Source organism: Sphingomonas sp. G-3-2-10, from assembly GCF_012927115.1.
Taxonomy (GTDB): domain Bacteria; phylum Pseudomonadota; class Alphaproteobacteria; order Sphingomonadales; family Sphingomonadaceae; genus Sphingomonas.
The window spans coordinates 55,786-69,590 of sequence record NZ_JABBFY010000001.1; the positions used below are offsets into that span (position 1 = coordinate 55,786).

18 protein-coding genes are annotated in these 13,805 nt (G+C 67.4%); 9 read left to right on the plus strand and 9 right to left on the minus strand.

What is annotated here, in order from left to right; all coding sequences use genetic code 11:
- Positions 1-52: 52 nt before the first annotated feature.
- From HHL13_RS00295 to HHL13_RS00330, 8 genes are all read right to left on the minus strand, one after another.
- Positions 53-346, minus strand: a complete 294-nt coding sequence (locus HHL13_RS00295; protein WP_169553799.1) for a hypothetical protein — start codon at positions 344-346, stop codon at positions 53-55.
- Positions 343-750: a hypothetical protein gene (locus tag HHL13_RS00300; RefSeq protein WP_169553800.1), complete on the minus strand. Its 408-nt coding sequence runs from the start codon at positions 748-750 to the stop codon at positions 343-345. The genes HHL13_RS00295 and HHL13_RS00300 overlap by 4 nt, the downstream gene beginning before the upstream one ends.
- Positions 747-1,475 carry a phosphatase PAP2 family protein gene (locus HHL13_RS00305; protein ID WP_206376805.1) on the minus strand — a complete coding sequence of 243 codons (729 nt, stop codon included), beginning with the start codon at positions 1,473-1,475 and terminating at the stop codon, positions 747-749. The genes HHL13_RS00300 and HHL13_RS00305 overlap by 4 nt, the downstream gene beginning before the upstream one ends.
- Entirely contained in the window at positions 1,475-2,203 is a 729-nt protein-coding gene (locus HHL13_RS00310; RefSeq protein ID WP_169553802.1) for a DUF1963 domain-containing protein, read from the minus strand. Before HHL13_RS00310 ends, HHL13_RS00305 begins: the two co-directional genes overlap by 1 nt.
- A 4-nt stretch (positions 2,204-2,207) precedes the next feature.
- Entirely contained in the window at positions 2,208-3,551 is a 1,344-nt protein-coding gene (locus tag HHL13_RS00315) for an amidohydrolase (protein ID WP_169553803.1), read from the minus strand.
- A gap of 219 nt (positions 3,552-3,770) precedes the next feature.
- Positions 3,771-4,412, minus strand: coding sequence for a DUF4893 domain-containing protein (locus HHL13_RS00320; RefSeq protein WP_169553804.1), 642 nt, complete (start codon positions 4,410-4,412; stop codon positions 3,771-3,773).
- A 41-nt stretch (positions 4,413-4,453) separates the two neighbouring features.
- Positions 4,454-5,236: a 3-hydroxybutyrate dehydrogenase gene (locus tag HHL13_RS00325; protein ID WP_169553805.1), complete on the minus strand. Its 783-nt coding sequence runs from the start codon at positions 5,234-5,236 to the stop codon at positions 4,454-4,456.
- A 13-nt stretch (positions 5,237-5,249) separates the two neighbouring features.
- The gene (locus HHL13_RS00330) at positions 5,250-6,377 is read right to left on the minus strand and encodes a patatin-like phospholipase family protein (protein WP_169553806.1); all 1,128 of its coding nucleotides are present in this window, start codon (positions 6,375-6,377) and stop codon (positions 5,250-5,252) included.
- A gap of 295 nt (positions 6,378-6,672) precedes the next feature.
- Between HHL13_RS00330 and HHL13_RS00335 the strand changes: the two genes are divergently transcribed.
- The 9 genes from HHL13_RS00335 to HHL13_RS00375 all read left to right on the plus strand — a co-directional run bounded on the left by HHL13_RS00335 (position 6,673) and on the right by HHL13_RS00375 (position 12,644).
- On the plus strand, positions 6,673-7,554 hold the full coding sequence (locus HHL13_RS00335) for a neutral zinc metallopeptidase (protein ID WP_169553807.1): 882 nt from the start codon (positions 6,673-6,675) through the stop codon (positions 7,552-7,554).
- 39 nt (positions 7,555-7,593) lie between these two features.
- Positions 7,594-8,346: an alpha/beta hydrolase gene (locus HHL13_RS00340; protein ID WP_169553808.1), complete on the plus strand. Its 753-nt coding sequence runs from the start codon at positions 7,594-7,596 to the stop codon at positions 8,344-8,346.
- Positions 8,347-8,384: 38 nt separating this feature from the next.
- A complete protein-coding gene (locus HHL13_RS00345) occupies positions 8,385-9,071 on the plus strand; it encodes a tetratricopeptide repeat protein (protein WP_346775448.1) in 687 nt (228 codons plus the stop codon).
- A gap of 76 nt (positions 9,072-9,147) precedes the next feature.
- A complete protein-coding gene (locus HHL13_RS00350; RefSeq protein WP_169553810.1) occupies positions 9,148-9,582 on the plus strand; it encodes a VOC family protein in 435 nt (144 codons plus the stop codon).
- A gap of 1 nt (position 9,583) precedes the next feature.
- Positions 9,584-10,027, plus strand: coding sequence for a hypothetical protein (locus tag HHL13_RS00355; RefSeq protein WP_169553811.1), 444 nt, complete (start codon positions 9,584-9,586; stop codon positions 10,025-10,027).
- On the plus strand, positions 10,024-11,076 hold the full coding sequence (locus tag HHL13_RS00360) for a nitronate monooxygenase family protein (RefSeq protein ID WP_240953582.1): 1,053 nt from the start codon (positions 10,024-10,026) through the stop codon (positions 11,074-11,076). The genes HHL13_RS00355 and HHL13_RS00360 overlap by 4 nt, the downstream gene beginning before the upstream one ends.
- A gap of 3 nt (positions 11,077-11,079) precedes the next feature.
- On the plus strand, positions 11,080-11,814 hold the full coding sequence (gene gloB, locus HHL13_RS00365) for a hydroxyacylglutathione hydrolase (RefSeq protein ID WP_169553812.1): 735 nt from the start codon (positions 11,080-11,082) through the stop codon (positions 11,812-11,814).
- Positions 11,815-11,853: 39 nt separating this feature from the next.
- A complete protein-coding gene (locus HHL13_RS00370) occupies positions 11,854-12,255 on the plus strand; it encodes a hypothetical protein (protein ID WP_169553813.1) in 402 nt (133 codons plus the stop codon).
- Between the two features lie 2 nt (positions 12,256-12,257).
- Positions 12,258-12,644, plus strand: coding sequence for a hypothetical protein (locus tag HHL13_RS00375; RefSeq protein WP_169553814.1), 387 nt, complete (start codon positions 12,258-12,260; stop codon positions 12,642-12,644).
- Positions 12,645-12,807: 163 nt separating this feature from the next.
- On the opposite strand, the gene trpS is transcribed toward HHL13_RS00375, so the two are convergent.
- Entirely contained in the window at positions 12,808-13,797 is a 990-nt protein-coding gene (gene trpS / locus HHL13_RS00380) for a tryptophan--tRNA ligase (RefSeq protein ID WP_169553815.1), read from the minus strand.
- Positions 13,798-13,805: the final 8 nt, after the last annotated feature.

Here is a 13,805-nt window from a genome sequence, read left to right on the forward strand (position 1 = left end):
AGCTCTGGATCGCCGCTGCAACTCAGGTTGCGGCGGCGGTTTCCGTTTGTGGTCAGGCCGTCGCGCCGATCCAATAGACCAGCGAGATCAGCACAACCATGATCGCGATTGCCGGGGATGCGATCCAGAATCTCGTCCGGGTCAGCGCCATGCCGATCGCGAGTGCGGACAGGGCGGTGGCGAGTTCGATCATGGGATAGTGGAAGCGAGTCACGCCCTGCGCCGCGGCCCAGCCGTGCAGATAGCCGAAGTCGATGGCGGTCCAGATCAGCCAGAGGAGGCTGAGCGCCGGGATCGCGTAGCTGAGGATCAGCCTGAAGGGGTGCGAAGGCGCTATTTCATTCATTCGCGCGCGCCGGGGCATTTGCCTTTCGTATCGACCAGCGCGACGCGCCAGTCGGTATAGGTCGAGCCGTGTTCGACGCCGTCTACCTCATAGCTGCGCAGGGCCACGCATTCGTTGTTCGACTGGACATTGGCCAGCGATCCGCCGGCGCGGATATAGGTGACGCGGCAATAGAGGAGCGGCTCGCCCTTCGCGTCGGCGCCGCGCGTCTGGCAATCGAAGTTGCGGACCTTGATCCGCTTGGGCGGCTTGATGCAGCTGGCCGCCGGGCGCGCCCCGCGGCATTCCTCGGGATAGGTGACGACGCGGATCTCATGCTGGAGCAGCGCATATTCGAGTCCCGGCTGGTGCGGCTGGGGCACATCCTGAACGCTGGCGAGCAATGCGAGCGGCAACAGGATCATGGCGGACCTCCCTCTTCCTCCACCGGAACTGCGCCCGGCTGCTCGATCTGGTGCGTCCGCTGGAGCAGGCGCGCGGTGATCCAGCACAGGATGGCCCATGCCGCGCCGATGCACCAGCCCGCGACCACGTCGCTGGGCCAGTGGACGCCGAGATAGACGCGCGAGAACCCCACCGCGAGGGTGAGGCCGACCGCGACCGAGATCAGATAGATGCGGACGCGGCGGCTGCGATGCGTGCTGGCGAGCAGGGCGCCGAGGGTGAGGAACACCACTGCGCTGTTCATCGCATGGCCGCTGGGGAAGCTGGCGTTGCTGACTTCGACCAGATGCGGGACGAGATCGGGCCGGGGGCGGTCGAACAGCGCCTTGAGCCCGGTGCCGAGCAGCGCGCCGCCGATCACCGACAAGGCGACGAAGCCCGCGGTGGCGTATTTGCGCGCGACGATCAGAAAGCCGGTGACGAACAGGGTGATCAGGGTGAGGCCCCAGACGCCGCCCATCGCGGTGACGTCGAGCATCATCGTTTCGAACCAGCTCGGCCCGATCGGCACGGTCGGATCGGCGCTGCGCAGGCCGGTGATGATCCAGCGATCGAGCGTCATCGTCTCGCCCTCCAGCACTTCGGAGGCGAGCTTGAGGAAGACGAAGGAAAGCGCCGCGAAGCCGAGGAACGCGAGCAGCATCGCGAAATCGGCGCGCAGGCGTTGCCAGAGGGACGTCAGCATCAGCCGCATTGCCAGAACATCTTCACTTGCGGGATGCCGCCTTCGGGCGCTTCGGCGGCGAAGAGATAGGCGATGCCGCCATCGCCGAAATTGTGCGCGTCGAGATAATTGTCCTCGGAGAGATAATAGCTGCCGATCTGGCCGAGGAAGCGCCAGCCCCGGGGCGCTTCGTCCGGGCTCTGGATCCAGCAGGGGACGCCGAGCAGCTGGGTGCCGTCGTGGCGTTCCTGATCGAGCACATCGTCGTCGAGCGTTTCCATGCCGGCTTCGCTGAAGAAGGCTGCACTCTGTTCGGGGGTAAGACCGTCCTCCTGCGCTTCCCAGCCGGTGACGAGCATCGCCGGGTCCGGAGGCGGCGCGTCGGCGGGGACCGTGCTTTCGGCCTGACCAAGCGCTTCGGGTTCGACGATGAACGCAGCGTTGGCGCCCGAATCCTGATCCCAGGTCTCGCACATGCCGGGATCGTGATTGCACTGGAACACGAACAGCATCCGTCCGTCGCCGCCCAGCGGCAGGCGTTCCGCGTGATGGCGGAACTGCGCGATCAGCGACTGGGATCCGCCGCATTCGGCGCAGCGCGGCCAGAGTTCCGAAGGCAGGCCCCAGGGGAGGCCGCCGAGCCGCTCGGCGGGGGGAGCCTCCGCCTCACCCCGCTTGCCGAACAGGCGCGCAAGCAATCCGCTGGTGCCGGTCACGGCCGGGCGGAGTTGCGGGACATAGTAGATCATCGGCTCACTTCTTCCTGAGCAGGTCCAGCGCGGCGGCGGTCATGGCTTCGGTGGCGGTCGAGATCACGCCTTCGGCATCGGGCGCCCAGAAGGGGCTGTGAAGCGAGGGCAGGCCCGGGCCGCCGGGCTTTTGCGATGCGTCCCACTGCGCCCGGGGCACGCCGCCGACGAAGAAGAGCAGGCTCTGGACCGAGGGATCGAGCACGTAGAAATTGGCGAAATCCTCGCCGCCCATCTGGGGGGCGAGATCGACGACCCGATCCGCGCCGAAGCGGGCAGTGAAGAGGCTGGTCATGCGGCCGGTAAAGGGCTCGGTATTGAAGGTGGCGGGGGTGGCGCCGGGCTTGATGATCACCTCGGGCATCTTGTCGTCGGGCATGCCGGCGGCGATCGCCTCGCCGCGCGCGATCCGGCCGATGCCGTCGAGCAGCAGCTTGCGCACCTCGGGCTTGTACGAGCGGACGGTGAGCTGGAGCTGGACCGTGTCGGAAATGACGTTGGGCTTGGCCCCGCCGTGGAAGCTGCCGACCGTGACGACGGCCGATTCCAGCGGATCGACTTCGCGGCTGACGAGCGTCTGGAGCGCGACGACGAGGCGCGAGGCGAGGACGATCGGGTCCTTGGTCTTGTGCGGATAGGCGCCGTGGCCGCCCACGCCCTTCACCGTGATGTCGACCCAGTCGACCGCCGCCATGACATAGCCGGTGCGGATGCCGATCGTGCCGGCCGGAAGCGACGGCACGTCGTGGAAAGCGAGGGCGTGGCTGGGCTTGGGCCAGCGAGTGAACAGGCCGTCGGCGATCATCGCCTTGGCGCCCGTGCCGACTTCCTCGGCGGGCTGGCCGATCATGATCAGCGTGCCCGACCATTTCGCCTTCATCGCCACGAGATTGCGCATCGTGCCGATCCACGAAGCCATGTGCGTGTCATGCCCGCAGGCGTGCATGATGCCGGTTTCGACGCCGTTCTCGGCGGTGCCGATGGCCTTGGAAGCGAAGGGAAGACCGGTCTGCTCGACCACCGGAAGCCCGTCCATGTCGGCGCGGATCATGATCACCGGGCCGGGGCCGTTGCGCAGGATCGCGACGACACCGTGGCCGCCGACCTTCTCGGTCACGTCGAAGCCGAGCCGGCGCGCTTCGGCGGCGAGGATGCCGGCGCTGCGGGTCTCGTGATTGCTCAGCTCGGGGTTCGCATGGAAATCGCGGTAGAAGTCCATCAGCTGCGGCATGGCCTTCTGCGTCGCGTCGCGGACGGGATCGGCGGCGGCGGCGGCGGCGGCCGCGGCGAGGGGCGGCGTGGCGGTCATCGCAAGGGCGGCGGCGGACAGCAGCAAGTGACGGAGCATCGGCGGGTTCCCCTGATTGTTGGGGCGCAACCTTGCGGAGACGCGGGCGAAGCGCAAGCGGCTGCACGCAACTTCCGTCACCCCGGCCTTGTGCCGGGGGCCACCGTGCCGCGAGCAGGGAAGAAGCGGGTTAGTGGTCCCGTTTCCGCGAGAGTCGCATCGTCTTCGTCCAGCCTCGCGGTGGACACCGGCACAAGGCCGGGGTGACGAAGAAGGGGTTCAGCCCGCCGGAACCAGCTCGATCACGTCAAGCAGGGATTCGAAGCGCGGATAGGGGAAGACCAGCCGCCAGCGCTTGTCGCCGATGCGTTCGAGATAGCCGGCCATGTCGCGGCTGGCGTCGGTGCCGTAGCGGAGCGGCGAGGTCTCGTCGCCCAGCACCAGCGTGCCGAGGAAGATCTGGCGCGCGCGGGCGTCGCTGAAGAGCAGGCCGGTGGGGCGTTGCGAGCCGGTGAGCTTGTGGAAGCTCAGTACATTGCCTTCCTGCGCGATGCGGCAATCGAACCACGGATAAGCCGTGAAATCGCGCATCCCGGTGCCCTTCGCGCCCAGCTTGTAGGTGCGGCAGCGATAGTTTCCGGGCGGGGGCGCGGCCTCGGGCTGGGCGCGATCGGGATCGAACAGGACCGGGTCGGCCGCCAGCGCGGCGGCGTCGGCGGCGCGCGCCTTGGGCAGCGCTTCGTCCCATGCCTTGCGCCAGCCGCGCAGGCGGAGGCGGTCGGCATCGGTCGCGGCCTGCCGCCAGTCGAGCGTCGCGATCGAGGACGGGTTGGTCGCCTCGCGATAGACGCTGCATCCGGAAAGCAGGGCAGCGGAAATCAGGCTGGCAGGCAGCAGGGCAGCAACGGGTTTGATAAACATCGATCCTCGTATCTGCCCCACCCGCCTGTTGTGGCCGGGTATCAGGCCGCGGTCCAGCCTCCATCCATCGAATAGTTGGCACCGGTGATCGCAGCGGCTTCGTCGCGGCACAGGAACAGGGCGAGCGCGGCGACCTGATCGATCTGGACGAACTCCTTGGTCGGCTGGGCGGCGAGGAGGACGTCGTTCATCACCTGCTCGCGGGTAAGGCCGCGGGCCTTCATCGTGTCGGGGATCTGGTTTTCGACCAAAGGCGTCCAGACATAGCCGGGCGAGATGCAGTTGACGGTGATGCCGTGCGTCGCGGTTTCCAGCGCGACGGTCTTGGTCAGGCCGGCGATGGCGTGCTTGGCGGCGACATAGGCCGATTTGTTGGGGCTGGCGACCAGGCTGTGCGCCGACGCGGTGGTGATGATCCGGCCCCATTTCTTCGCCTTCATCAGCGGTACCGCGGCGCGCATCAGGTGGAAGGTCGAGCTGAGGTTGATCGCGATGATCGCATCCCATTTCTCGACCGGAAAGTCCTCGATCGGCGAGACATGCTGGATGCCCGCGTTCGAGATGAGGATGTCGACGCCACCGAGTTCGGCGTTGGCGCGGGCGACCATCGCCGCGATCTGATCGGGCTTCGACATGTCGGCGCCGTCATAGAGCGCCTTGCCCGATAGGGATTCGAGTTCGGCGCGTTCCTTCTCGATCGCTTGCGGATCGCCGAAGCCGTTGATCATCACCGCCGCGCCCTCGGCCGCGAGCTTCTTCGCATAAGCGAGGCCGATGCCCGAAGTGGAGCCGGTGACGATGGCGGTCTTGCCCTTGAGGAACATGGAATACTCCTGACTAGCGATGGGTGAGGTCGAAGGCGGCGGTCTTGCCGTCGATGATGTCGGCGGCGACGAGTTCGGCATTGGCCATCGTCTCGTTCACCGCGGCGCGGCCGGCGAGCCAATGCTCGCGCATCGAGCGGGCCGAGAATTCGAAGTCGCGGCTGCCGCCCTCCCACGCATTGGCGCGGTAGATCAGGTGGACGAGGCTGACCGGCATCTCGTCGGCGGCGGTGCGCAGCGCGGCGACATCGGGATCGTCGCGCAGTTCCGCGGGCAACTTGGCCAGCAGCTTGCGGATCGCCTGGCGTTCCTGGCGCAGCTTCATCCGCTCGTTCGAGACGGCGCGGGTGCGGCTGGAGAAGCGGATCTCCTTTTCGCGGGCGACGACGTCGAGAATGGTCTTCGGCATGTCGGCCGCTGCGGCGAAGAGATCGACCTGGAAGACCAGCATGGGTGCTGCCTGGTGATCGAGGACGTGGATCAGCGGCGTATTCGAGACGATGCCGCCGTCCCAGTAGAAGCGACCGTCGATCTCGACCGGGGGCAGGCCCGGCGGCAGCGCGCCCGAGGCCATGACGTGGCGGGCGTCGATCCGATCGGTGGTGGTGTCGAAATAGCGGAAATTGCCGCTTTCGACATCGACCGCGCCGACCGAGAGGCGGACCGGGCCTTCGTTGACGAGATCCCAGTCGATCAGGCTGTCGAGCGTCGCCTTGAGCGGAGCGGAATCGTAGAAGCTGAGCGCGGCGGGCGTGCCCGGCGTGGCGAGCGCCGGCGGGAACATGCGCGGGCTGAAGAAGCCCGGCACGCCGGTGAGCGCGACCATCCCGGCGGACCATTCATGGACCATCTCGCGCGCCTGATCCCCGAACGGGATCGGGAAGCTGGGCAGTGCGGCGGTGACGGTTTCCCAGAAGGCCTTGAGCCGTTCGCAGCGGCGCTCGGGCGGATTGCCGGCGAAGATCGCGGCGTTGACCGCGCCGATCGAGATGCCCGCGACCCAATCGACGCCGATCCGGGCTTCGCCCAGCGCCTCGATCACGCCGGCCTGATAGCTGCCCAGCGCGCCGCCGCCCTGCAGCACCAGCGCAACCGTGTCGGGCAAGGGCAGGCGGGCGCGGCGGGAGGGGGCATCGGCCATGCGGGCGATGTGGCGACGCGGCGATGATGGGGCAAGTGAAAAGGACGTCATGTTGGATGCACAAATCCTCCCCGGCACCGGGAGGGGATCGCCGCGAAGCGGTGCTGGAGGGGCGGCCGGACACAGCGCGGCGATTGTGACGCTTGCGGTCGACGACACCGCTGCGTTCCGGCAGCGGCCCCTCCGTCATCGCTTCGCGCCGCCACCTCCCCCAGCTCGCTGGGGGAGGAATTTATGGTGCAACGTCTGCGGCGCTGATGCATTGTTGCGGCAACCTAACGAACACGAGGATGCCATGCGGCTCGACGATCTCGATCCCACCGAACATGCCCGCGATCTGGGAAGCGGCGGCGGCGGGGGTGGCGGCGGTTTCGGACTGCTGGGCCTGTTGCCGCTGCTGCTGGGACGCGGCGGGGGTATCGGCACCATCGTGATCATCGGCGTGATCGCGTTCATGATGTTCGGCGGCGGGCTGGGCAGCCTGACCGGCGGCGGGGGCAGCGGGCCGGCATCGCGTACCGCGGGCGCCAGCGGCGCGGCGGCGTGCAGCACGGCCGAGCGCAAATTCTCGTGCCAGGTGATGACCAGCACCGAGACGACATGGGACGCGCTGTTCCGGGCGGCCGGGCGGCAATATCAGCCCGCGACGATCAACTTCTTCACGGGCAACGTCCAGTCGGGTTGCGGCGCTGCGTCGTCGGCGGTCGGGCCGTTCTACTGCCCCGGCGACAATGGCGTGTATCTCGACACCGCCTTTTTCGACGAGCTTTCGAACCGGTTCGGGGCGAAGGGCGATTTCGCCCAGGCCTATGTGATCGCGCACGAGATCGGCCACCATGTGCAGAATCTGCTGGGCACGTCGGATGAGGTGCGGCGGATGCAGGCGCAGTCGAGCGAAGCCGAGGGCAATGCGCTGTCGGTGCGGCTGGAGCTGCAGGCAGACTGTTTCGCGGGCGTCTGGGCGGCGCGCAACCGCAGCCGGCTGGAAGCGGGCGATATCGAGGAAGGCATGACCGCGGCGAACGCGATCGGCGACGATACGCTGCAGAAGCAGGCGCGCGGCGGCGTGCAGCCGGAGACCTTCACCCACGGCACGTCGGCCCAGCGGATGCAGTGGCTGCGGCGCGGGCTGGAGAGCGGCGATCCGGCGCAGTGCGATACGTTCAAGGGGGTTTGAGCTTGGCGCGGAGCGGCGCTCCCCGCTAAGCCAGCCCGCATGAGCGAATCCGAGATCCCACAGGAAGCCGAAGGGCCGCGGCTGGCCTATCATCACACCCCGGGCAAGGGGCCGACGATCGTCTTCCTGCCGGGCTATGCGTCCGACATGACCGGCACCAAGGCGGTGGCGCTGGAGGCCTGGGCCAAGGCGCAGGGGCGGGCCTATCTGCGCTTCGACTATGCCGGGTGCGGCGCGAGCGAAGGCGCGTTCGAGGACCAGACCATCGTCAATTGGCGCGACGACGCGCTGCACCTGATCGAGAGCCTGACCGAAGGCCCGGCGGTGCTGGTCGGATCGTCGATGGGCGGATGGGTGATGCTGATGGCGGCGAAGGCGCGGCCGGACCGGATCGCGGGGCTTGTCGGCATCGCGGCGGCTCCGGACTTTACCGACTGGGGCTTCACCACCGAACAGAAGATGACCCTGCTCCAGCATGGCCGGATCGAAGTGCCTTCGGCCTATTCGGACCAGCCGACCGTGACCACGCGCGCGTTCTGGGCATCGGGCGAAGCGAACCGGATGATGATCGGGCAGATCCCGTTCGACGGGCCGGTGCGGCTGATCCAGGGGCAGGAGGACAAGGATGTCCCGTGGCAGCGGGCAACGCAACTGGCCACGCAATTCCGTTCAGCCGAGGTGCAGACCTGGCTGGTCAAGGACGGCGACCACCGGCTTTCGCGCGACAAGGACATCGCGCTCATCATCCGCGGTGTCGAGGACGTGATTTCATGCTTGCAGCCTTCCTCCTAGTGGCGATTCAGGATGCTCCGCCCCCGGCACGGGATAGTGTGACCGCGCGGTACGAGCGGTGCGTCGATCTGGCCACCGGCGATCCGAAGGCGGGCGAAGCCGAAGCGATCAAGTGGCGCGGCGATGGCGGCGGGCACCGGGCGAAGCAGTGCCTCGCCTTGGCCTATGCCAATCAGGACCGCTGGGAATCGGCGGCGGCGGCGTTCGAGGAAGCGGCGCGAGAAGCTGAACTGGGCCAGGAAGCCAAGGCCGGGGATTATTGGGCGCAGGCAGGCAATGCGTGGCTGGCAGCGGGCGATCCGGTGAAGGCGCGCGCGGCGCTGGACGCGGCGCTGGTTTCGACCAGCCTGAGCGGGCTGGCGCTGGGCGAGGCGCATCTCGACCGGGCACGGGCACGCGTGGCGACCGGCGACAATGACGGGGCGCGGAGCGATCTCGACAAGGCGGTGATCCATGCCGCCGAAGACCCGCTGAGCTGGCTGTTGTCGGCCACGCTGGCGCGGCGGATGGGCGATCTGGCGCGTGCCAAGACGGATATCGACGAAGCGCTGCGGCGCTCGCCCGACGATGCTTCGGTGCAGCTCGAGGCAGGCAACATCGCGGCGCTGCGCGGCGACGAGCCGACCGCGCGGGCGGCATGGGCGCGGGTGCTGGAACTGGCGCCGGGCAGCGCGCAGGCGAATGCCGCGCGCGATGCGCTGGGGCAGTTCGGAGCGGAGAAGTAGAGCGCTATCCTCCCCCCTTGCAGGGTAGGATTTGTTGACGCTGGCGAATTGCTACGCACCACCCTATCTCCGCGCCATGACCAAATATCTCCACACCATGATCCGCGTCACCGATCCCGAGGCGACGATCCGTTTCTTCGAGCTGATCGGGCTGAACGAGATCAAGCGCTTCGACAGCCAGCAGGGGCGGTTCACGCTGATCTTCCTCGCGGCGCCGGGCGACGAAGAGGCGCAGGTGGAGCTGACGCACAACTGGCCGGCCGAGGATGGCAGCCCGGGCGAGGAATATCGCGGCGGGCGCAATTTCGGGCATCTCGCCTACCGCGTCGACAATATCTACGACACGTGCCAGCGGCTGATGGACGCGGGCGTGACGATCAACCGGCCGCCGCGCGACGGGCACATGGCGTTCGTGCGTACGCCCGACAATATCTCGGTCGAGTTGCTGCAGGACGGCAATCTGCCGCCGCAGGAACCCTGGGCATCGATGCCGAACACCGGCGAGTGGTGAGATGAAAATCGTTGCCGAGGATTATGAGCCTCTGAAGGGCTTCTTCGGCTGGATGATCGACAATGTGGTGGGGGCAGGGGCTGGCTTGCCAGCGGATAGCCACCCGGTGGCAGTGTTGAGGCGCATCGAGGAAACGTCGCTATCGAACGCCCGCAACGGCTTGGCGATGGCCGTCGGGGATATCATCGAGCAGACGGAGAGCGTCGGCGGCGAAAGCTTGTCGCGGATCGACGAAGGACTGCGCCAAGCCGGGTTTCCCACGCTGACCGAGGTTCGGGTGCGCTTCTGGTCGCGGGTGAACGCAGTTTTGCAGCGGGGCATCGTGCGGAGTGAGCGGGAATATTGTGCACTTCGCAACGTGGTAGAAGGCCGTGGTGAACCGGACCGGGAGCGGGCATGGGCTATGCTCGCCGCCTTCGAAGAGCGGGTGGTGGCGCGAGCATGATGATCGACTGGCCGGACACGCGCTTCCTCGACCTTACGGCTGCCGACCTGCCGATCGTGCAGGCGCCGATGGCGGGGGCGGGGGGCGTCGATCTGGCCGTCGGGGCGATGCTGGCGGGGGCGGTGGGATCGCTGCCCTGCGCGATGCTGACGCCGATGCAGGTGATATTGCAGGCGGCCGAGGTGCGGGCGGAAACCGACGAGGAGCCGCTGAACCTCAATTTCTTCTGCCACACGCTGGGCGATGCGCCCGACGAGAGCGCGTGGCTGGCGGCGCTGAAGCCCTATTATGCCGAAGAGGGCGTCGAGCCGGGCGCGCCCGCGCCGCTGCGGCGGCCGTTCGATGCGACGATGTGCGAAGCGGTGGAAGCCGCGCGGCCGGAGATCGTCAGCTTTCACTTCGGATTGCCCGACGAGGCGTTGCTGGCGCGGGTGCGCAGGACCGGGGCGGTGGTGATCGGCAATGCGACGACCGTGGCCGAAGCCGAATGGCTGGCAGCGGGCAGGTGCGATGCGATCATCGCTCAGGGGGCTGAGGCCGGCGGGCATAGCGGCTGGTTCCTCGACGGGCATAAGCCGGTGCCTCTGGCCGAATTGCTGCGGGCGATCCAGGTGGAGGTGCCGGTGATCGCGGCGGGCGGGATCGTCGATGGCGCGGGGATCGTCGAGGCGCTGCGACTGGGGGCGAGCGCGGTGCAGATCGGGACGGCCTATCTGGCGACGCCGGAAGCGACGGTTTCGCGCCCGCACCGGGCGCTGCTGGGGACTGAGGCTGCGAGCGACGCGGCCTTCACCAATCTGTTCTCCGGGCGCGAGGCGCGGGGGATTCGCAACCGGCTGATGCGCGAGATCGGGCCGGTTTCCGAGGCCGCGCCAGCCTTTCCCTATGCGTCGAACGCACTGGCGTCGTTGCGGAAGAAGGCCGAGGCGGAGGGGCGGGGGGATTATTCGCCGCTCTGGGCCGGGGCCGGGGTTGCGCGCGTGCGGGCGATGCCTGCGACCGAACTGACCGAGACGCTGGCCGGGGAAGCGCTGGCGCTGTTAGGATAAGCCATGAGCAAGCTCGATATCGTCCGCATCCCGGCCCTCAGCGATAATTATGTGTGGCTGGTCCACGAGCCCGACAGCGGCGACACGATGGTAGTCGATCCGGCACAGGCCGCGCCGGTGCTGGCCGAGGCCGAGAAGCGCGGGTGGAAGATCGGGGCGATCTGGAACACGCACTGGCACCCTGATCACACGGGCGGCAATGCCGAGATCAAGGCGGCGACGGGGTGCGAGGTGATCGCGCCGGCGGGCGAGGCGGCGAAGATCCCCACCGCTGACCGGCTGGTGGGCGAAGGCGATGTGGTGCGCCTGGGCGCGCACAACGCCGTGGTGATGGAAGTGCCCGCGCATACGGCGGGGCATATCGCCTATCACTTCGCGCAGGATGATGCGGTGTTCGTCGGCGACACCTTGTTCGCGATGGGGTGCGGGCGGCTGTTCGAGGGGACGGCGGCGCAGATGTTCGGCAACATGGCGCGGCTCGCGCGGCTGGCGCCCGAGACGCGCGTCTATTGCGCGCACGAATATACCCAGTCGAACGGGCGCTATGCGCTGGTCGCCGAGCCGGAAAACGAGGCGATCGTCGCGCGGATGGCCGAGGTCGATGCAAAGCGCGAAGCGGGCGAGCCGACCGTGCCGACGACCATCGCCGACGAGCTGGCGACGAATCCGTTCATGCGCGCGCAATCTGTAGAGGTGTTAGCTGAGCGCCGGGCCGCGAAGGATAGCTTTCGCGGCTGAGTGCGTTCACCCTTGCAAGGGGTTGAGAGGAGAGTCTCCATGTTCCGCTATGCCATTCCCGCATTCGTGCTGACCGCCGCCGTCGCGGCCGGCGCCGCGACTCCGCAAAATCCCGCCGAGGCGCGACAGGAAGAGCGGCTGGCCAAGCGGCTCGAAGGGATGACCGCGGGCGAGGCGGTGAGCTGCCTGCCGCGCGACCGGGCGACCGAGATCAAATTCTACAACGACACCGCGCTCTACATTCAAGGCCGCAACAAGGTGTGGGTCAACAAGACCAATGGCGGCTGCGGTCGATCGGGTGACGATATCCTCGTCATCAAGAGCTACAGCAGCCAATATTGCCGTGGCGACATCATCGAGACGCGTTCGCGCGGCGGTGGCGGCTTCTTCACCGGCGCCTGCTCGATCGGCGAGTTCACCCCCTACACCAAGGCGAAGTGACCATGAGCAAGCTCTTCCTCGGCGCGCTGGCGCTGGCGGGCCTGACCGCGATGGGACCGGCGCAGGATACGAGCGGCGACGCCGAGCTGGCGAAGGCGATCCAGGGCCGCACGGCGGGCGCGCCGCTGAACTGCGTGAGCTCGAGCTTCATCGGCACGCCGCAGATCATCGACCGGGATACTTTGGTCTATCGATCGGGCCGGACGCTGTATGTGAACCAGCTCGACGTCGAATGCCCCGGGCTGCGCGAGGGCAATACGATCGTGATGGAGATTCACGGATCGCAGATCTGCAAGAACGACAGCATCCGCGCGCTGGAGCCGGGGTCGACGATCCCGGGGCCGCATTGCCGGCTGGGAAATTTCACGCCGTTCAAGAAGGCGAAGTAGTTCTTCTTGCTCCCCTTCCTCCAAGGGAGGGGCTGGGGGTGGGTGGCGAGCGACGCGAGTTCCCGGCAAACCCTCAGTTGAAGAAAAGGCCGGGCATCGAGCCCGGCCTTTTCTTACCCACCCCTAACCCCTCCCTTGAAGGGAGGGGAATTTCAGGTCGAAATTATACCTGAAGCCCGACTGCCTTCTGCGCCGCGAGGAGCGTCGGGGCGGCGAGGGCGTTGGCGCGGGCGGCGCCTTTCGCCAGTTCTGCGCCGACGGCGGTGCGATCGTCGAGCAGCTTTACCAGACGGTCGCGGATCGGGCCGAGGGTGGCGACCGCGAGATCGGCCAGCGCGGGCTTGAACGCGCCGAAGCCCTTGCCGGCGAATTCCTCGACAACCGATTGCGGCTCGCGGTCCGACAGGGCAGCGTAGATCGTCACGAGGTTCTTCGCCTCGGGGCGTTCGGCCAGCGCGTCGAAGCTGTCGGGCAGGAGATCGGCGTCGGACTTCGACTTCTTGATCTTCTGCGCGATGGCGTCGTTGTCGTCGATCAGGTTGATGCGGCTCATGTCCGAGGGATCGGACTTGGACATCTTTGCCGAACCGTCGCGCAGGCTCATGATGCGCGGCGCGGCCTTGCTGATCAGCGGCTCGGGCAGCGGGAACAGCTCGACGCCGAAATCGGTGTTGAACTTGGTTGCCACGTCGCGGGCCAGCTCGAGATGCTGCTTCTGGTCCTCGCCCACGGGAACGTGCGTCGCCTGATAGACGAGGATGTCGGCGGCCTGGAGCACCGGATAGGTGAAGAGACCGACCGAAGCGCCCTCGCGGTTCTTGCCCGCCTTGTCCTTCCACTGGGTCATGCGGTTCAGCCAGCCCATCCGGGCGGTGCCCTGAAGGATCCAGCAGAGTTCGGCATGGGCGGGGACGCGCGACTGGTTGAACAGGATCGAGCGGTCGTCGATGCCCGAGGCGAGCAAAGTGGCGGCCATCTCGATGGTCGAATTGGCCAGCTCGGCGGGCGAGATGTTGCCGGTCAGCGCGTGGAGATCGGCGAGGAAGAACAGCGACTCGGCCTGGTCCTGCATCGCGACCCACTGCTTGATCGCCCCAAGATAATTGCCGAGGTGCAGATTGCCGGTGGTCTGGATGCCGGAAACGACGCGCATGATCTTAG

Coding starts and splice junctions, on each gene's coding strand:
- HHL13_RS00295 (WP_169553799.1), bottom strand. CDS start 346: ATGAATGAAATAGCGCCTTCGCACCCCTTCAGGCTGATCCTCAGCTAC.
- HHL13_RS00300 (WP_169553800.1), bottom strand. CDS start 750: ATGATCCTGTTGCCGCTCGCATTGCTCGCCAGCGTTCAGGATGTGCCC.
- HHL13_RS00305 (WP_206376805.1), bottom strand. CDS start 1,475: ATGCTGACGTCCCTCTGGCAACGCCTGCGCGCCGATTTCGCGATGCTG.
- HHL13_RS00310 (WP_169553802.1), bottom strand. CDS start 2,203: ATGATCTACTATGTCCCGCAACTCCGCCCGGCCGTGACCGGCACCAGC.
- HHL13_RS00315 (WP_169553803.1), bottom strand. CDS start 3,551: ATGCTCCGTCACTTGCTGCTGTCCGCCGCCGCCCTTGCGATGACCGCC.
- HHL13_RS00320 (WP_169553804.1), bottom strand. CDS start 4,412: ATGTTTATCAAACCCGTTGCTGCCCTGCTGCCTGCCAGCCTGATTTCC.
- HHL13_RS00325 (WP_169553805.1), bottom strand. CDS start 5,236: ATGTTCCTCAAGGGCAAGACCGCCATCGTCACCGGCTCCACTTCGGGC.
- HHL13_RS00330 (WP_169553806.1), bottom strand. CDS start 6,377: ATGGCCGATGCCCCCTCCCGCCGCGCCCGCCTGCCCTTGCCCGACACG.
- HHL13_RS00335 (WP_169553807.1), top strand. CDS start 6,673: ATGCGGCTCGACGATCTCGATCCCACCGAACATGCCCGCGATCTGGGA.
- HHL13_RS00340 (WP_169553808.1), top strand. CDS start 7,594: ATGAGCGAATCCGAGATCCCACAGGAAGCCGAAGGGCCGCGGCTGGCC.
- HHL13_RS00350 (WP_169553810.1), top strand. CDS start 9,148: ATGACCAAATATCTCCACACCATGATCCGCGTCACCGATCCCGAGGCG.
- HHL13_RS00355 (WP_169553811.1), top strand. CDS start 9,584: ATGAAAATCGTTGCCGAGGATTATGAGCCTCTGAAGGGCTTCTTCGGC.
- HHL13_RS00360 (WP_240953582.1), top strand. CDS start 10,024: ATGATGATCGACTGGCCGGACACGCGCTTCCTCGACCTTACGGCTGCC.
- gloB (WP_169553812.1), top strand. CDS start 11,080: ATGAGCAAGCTCGATATCGTCCGCATCCCGGCCCTCAGCGATAATTAT.
- HHL13_RS00370 (WP_169553813.1), top strand. CDS start 11,854: ATGTTCCGCTATGCCATTCCCGCATTCGTGCTGACCGCCGCCGTCGCG.
- HHL13_RS00375 (WP_169553814.1), top strand. CDS start 12,258: ATGAGCAAGCTCTTCCTCGGCGCGCTGGCGCTGGCGGGCCTGACCGCG.
- trpS (WP_169553815.1), bottom strand. CDS start 13,797: ATGCGCGTCGTTTCCGGCATCCAGACCACCGGCAATCTGCACCTCGGC.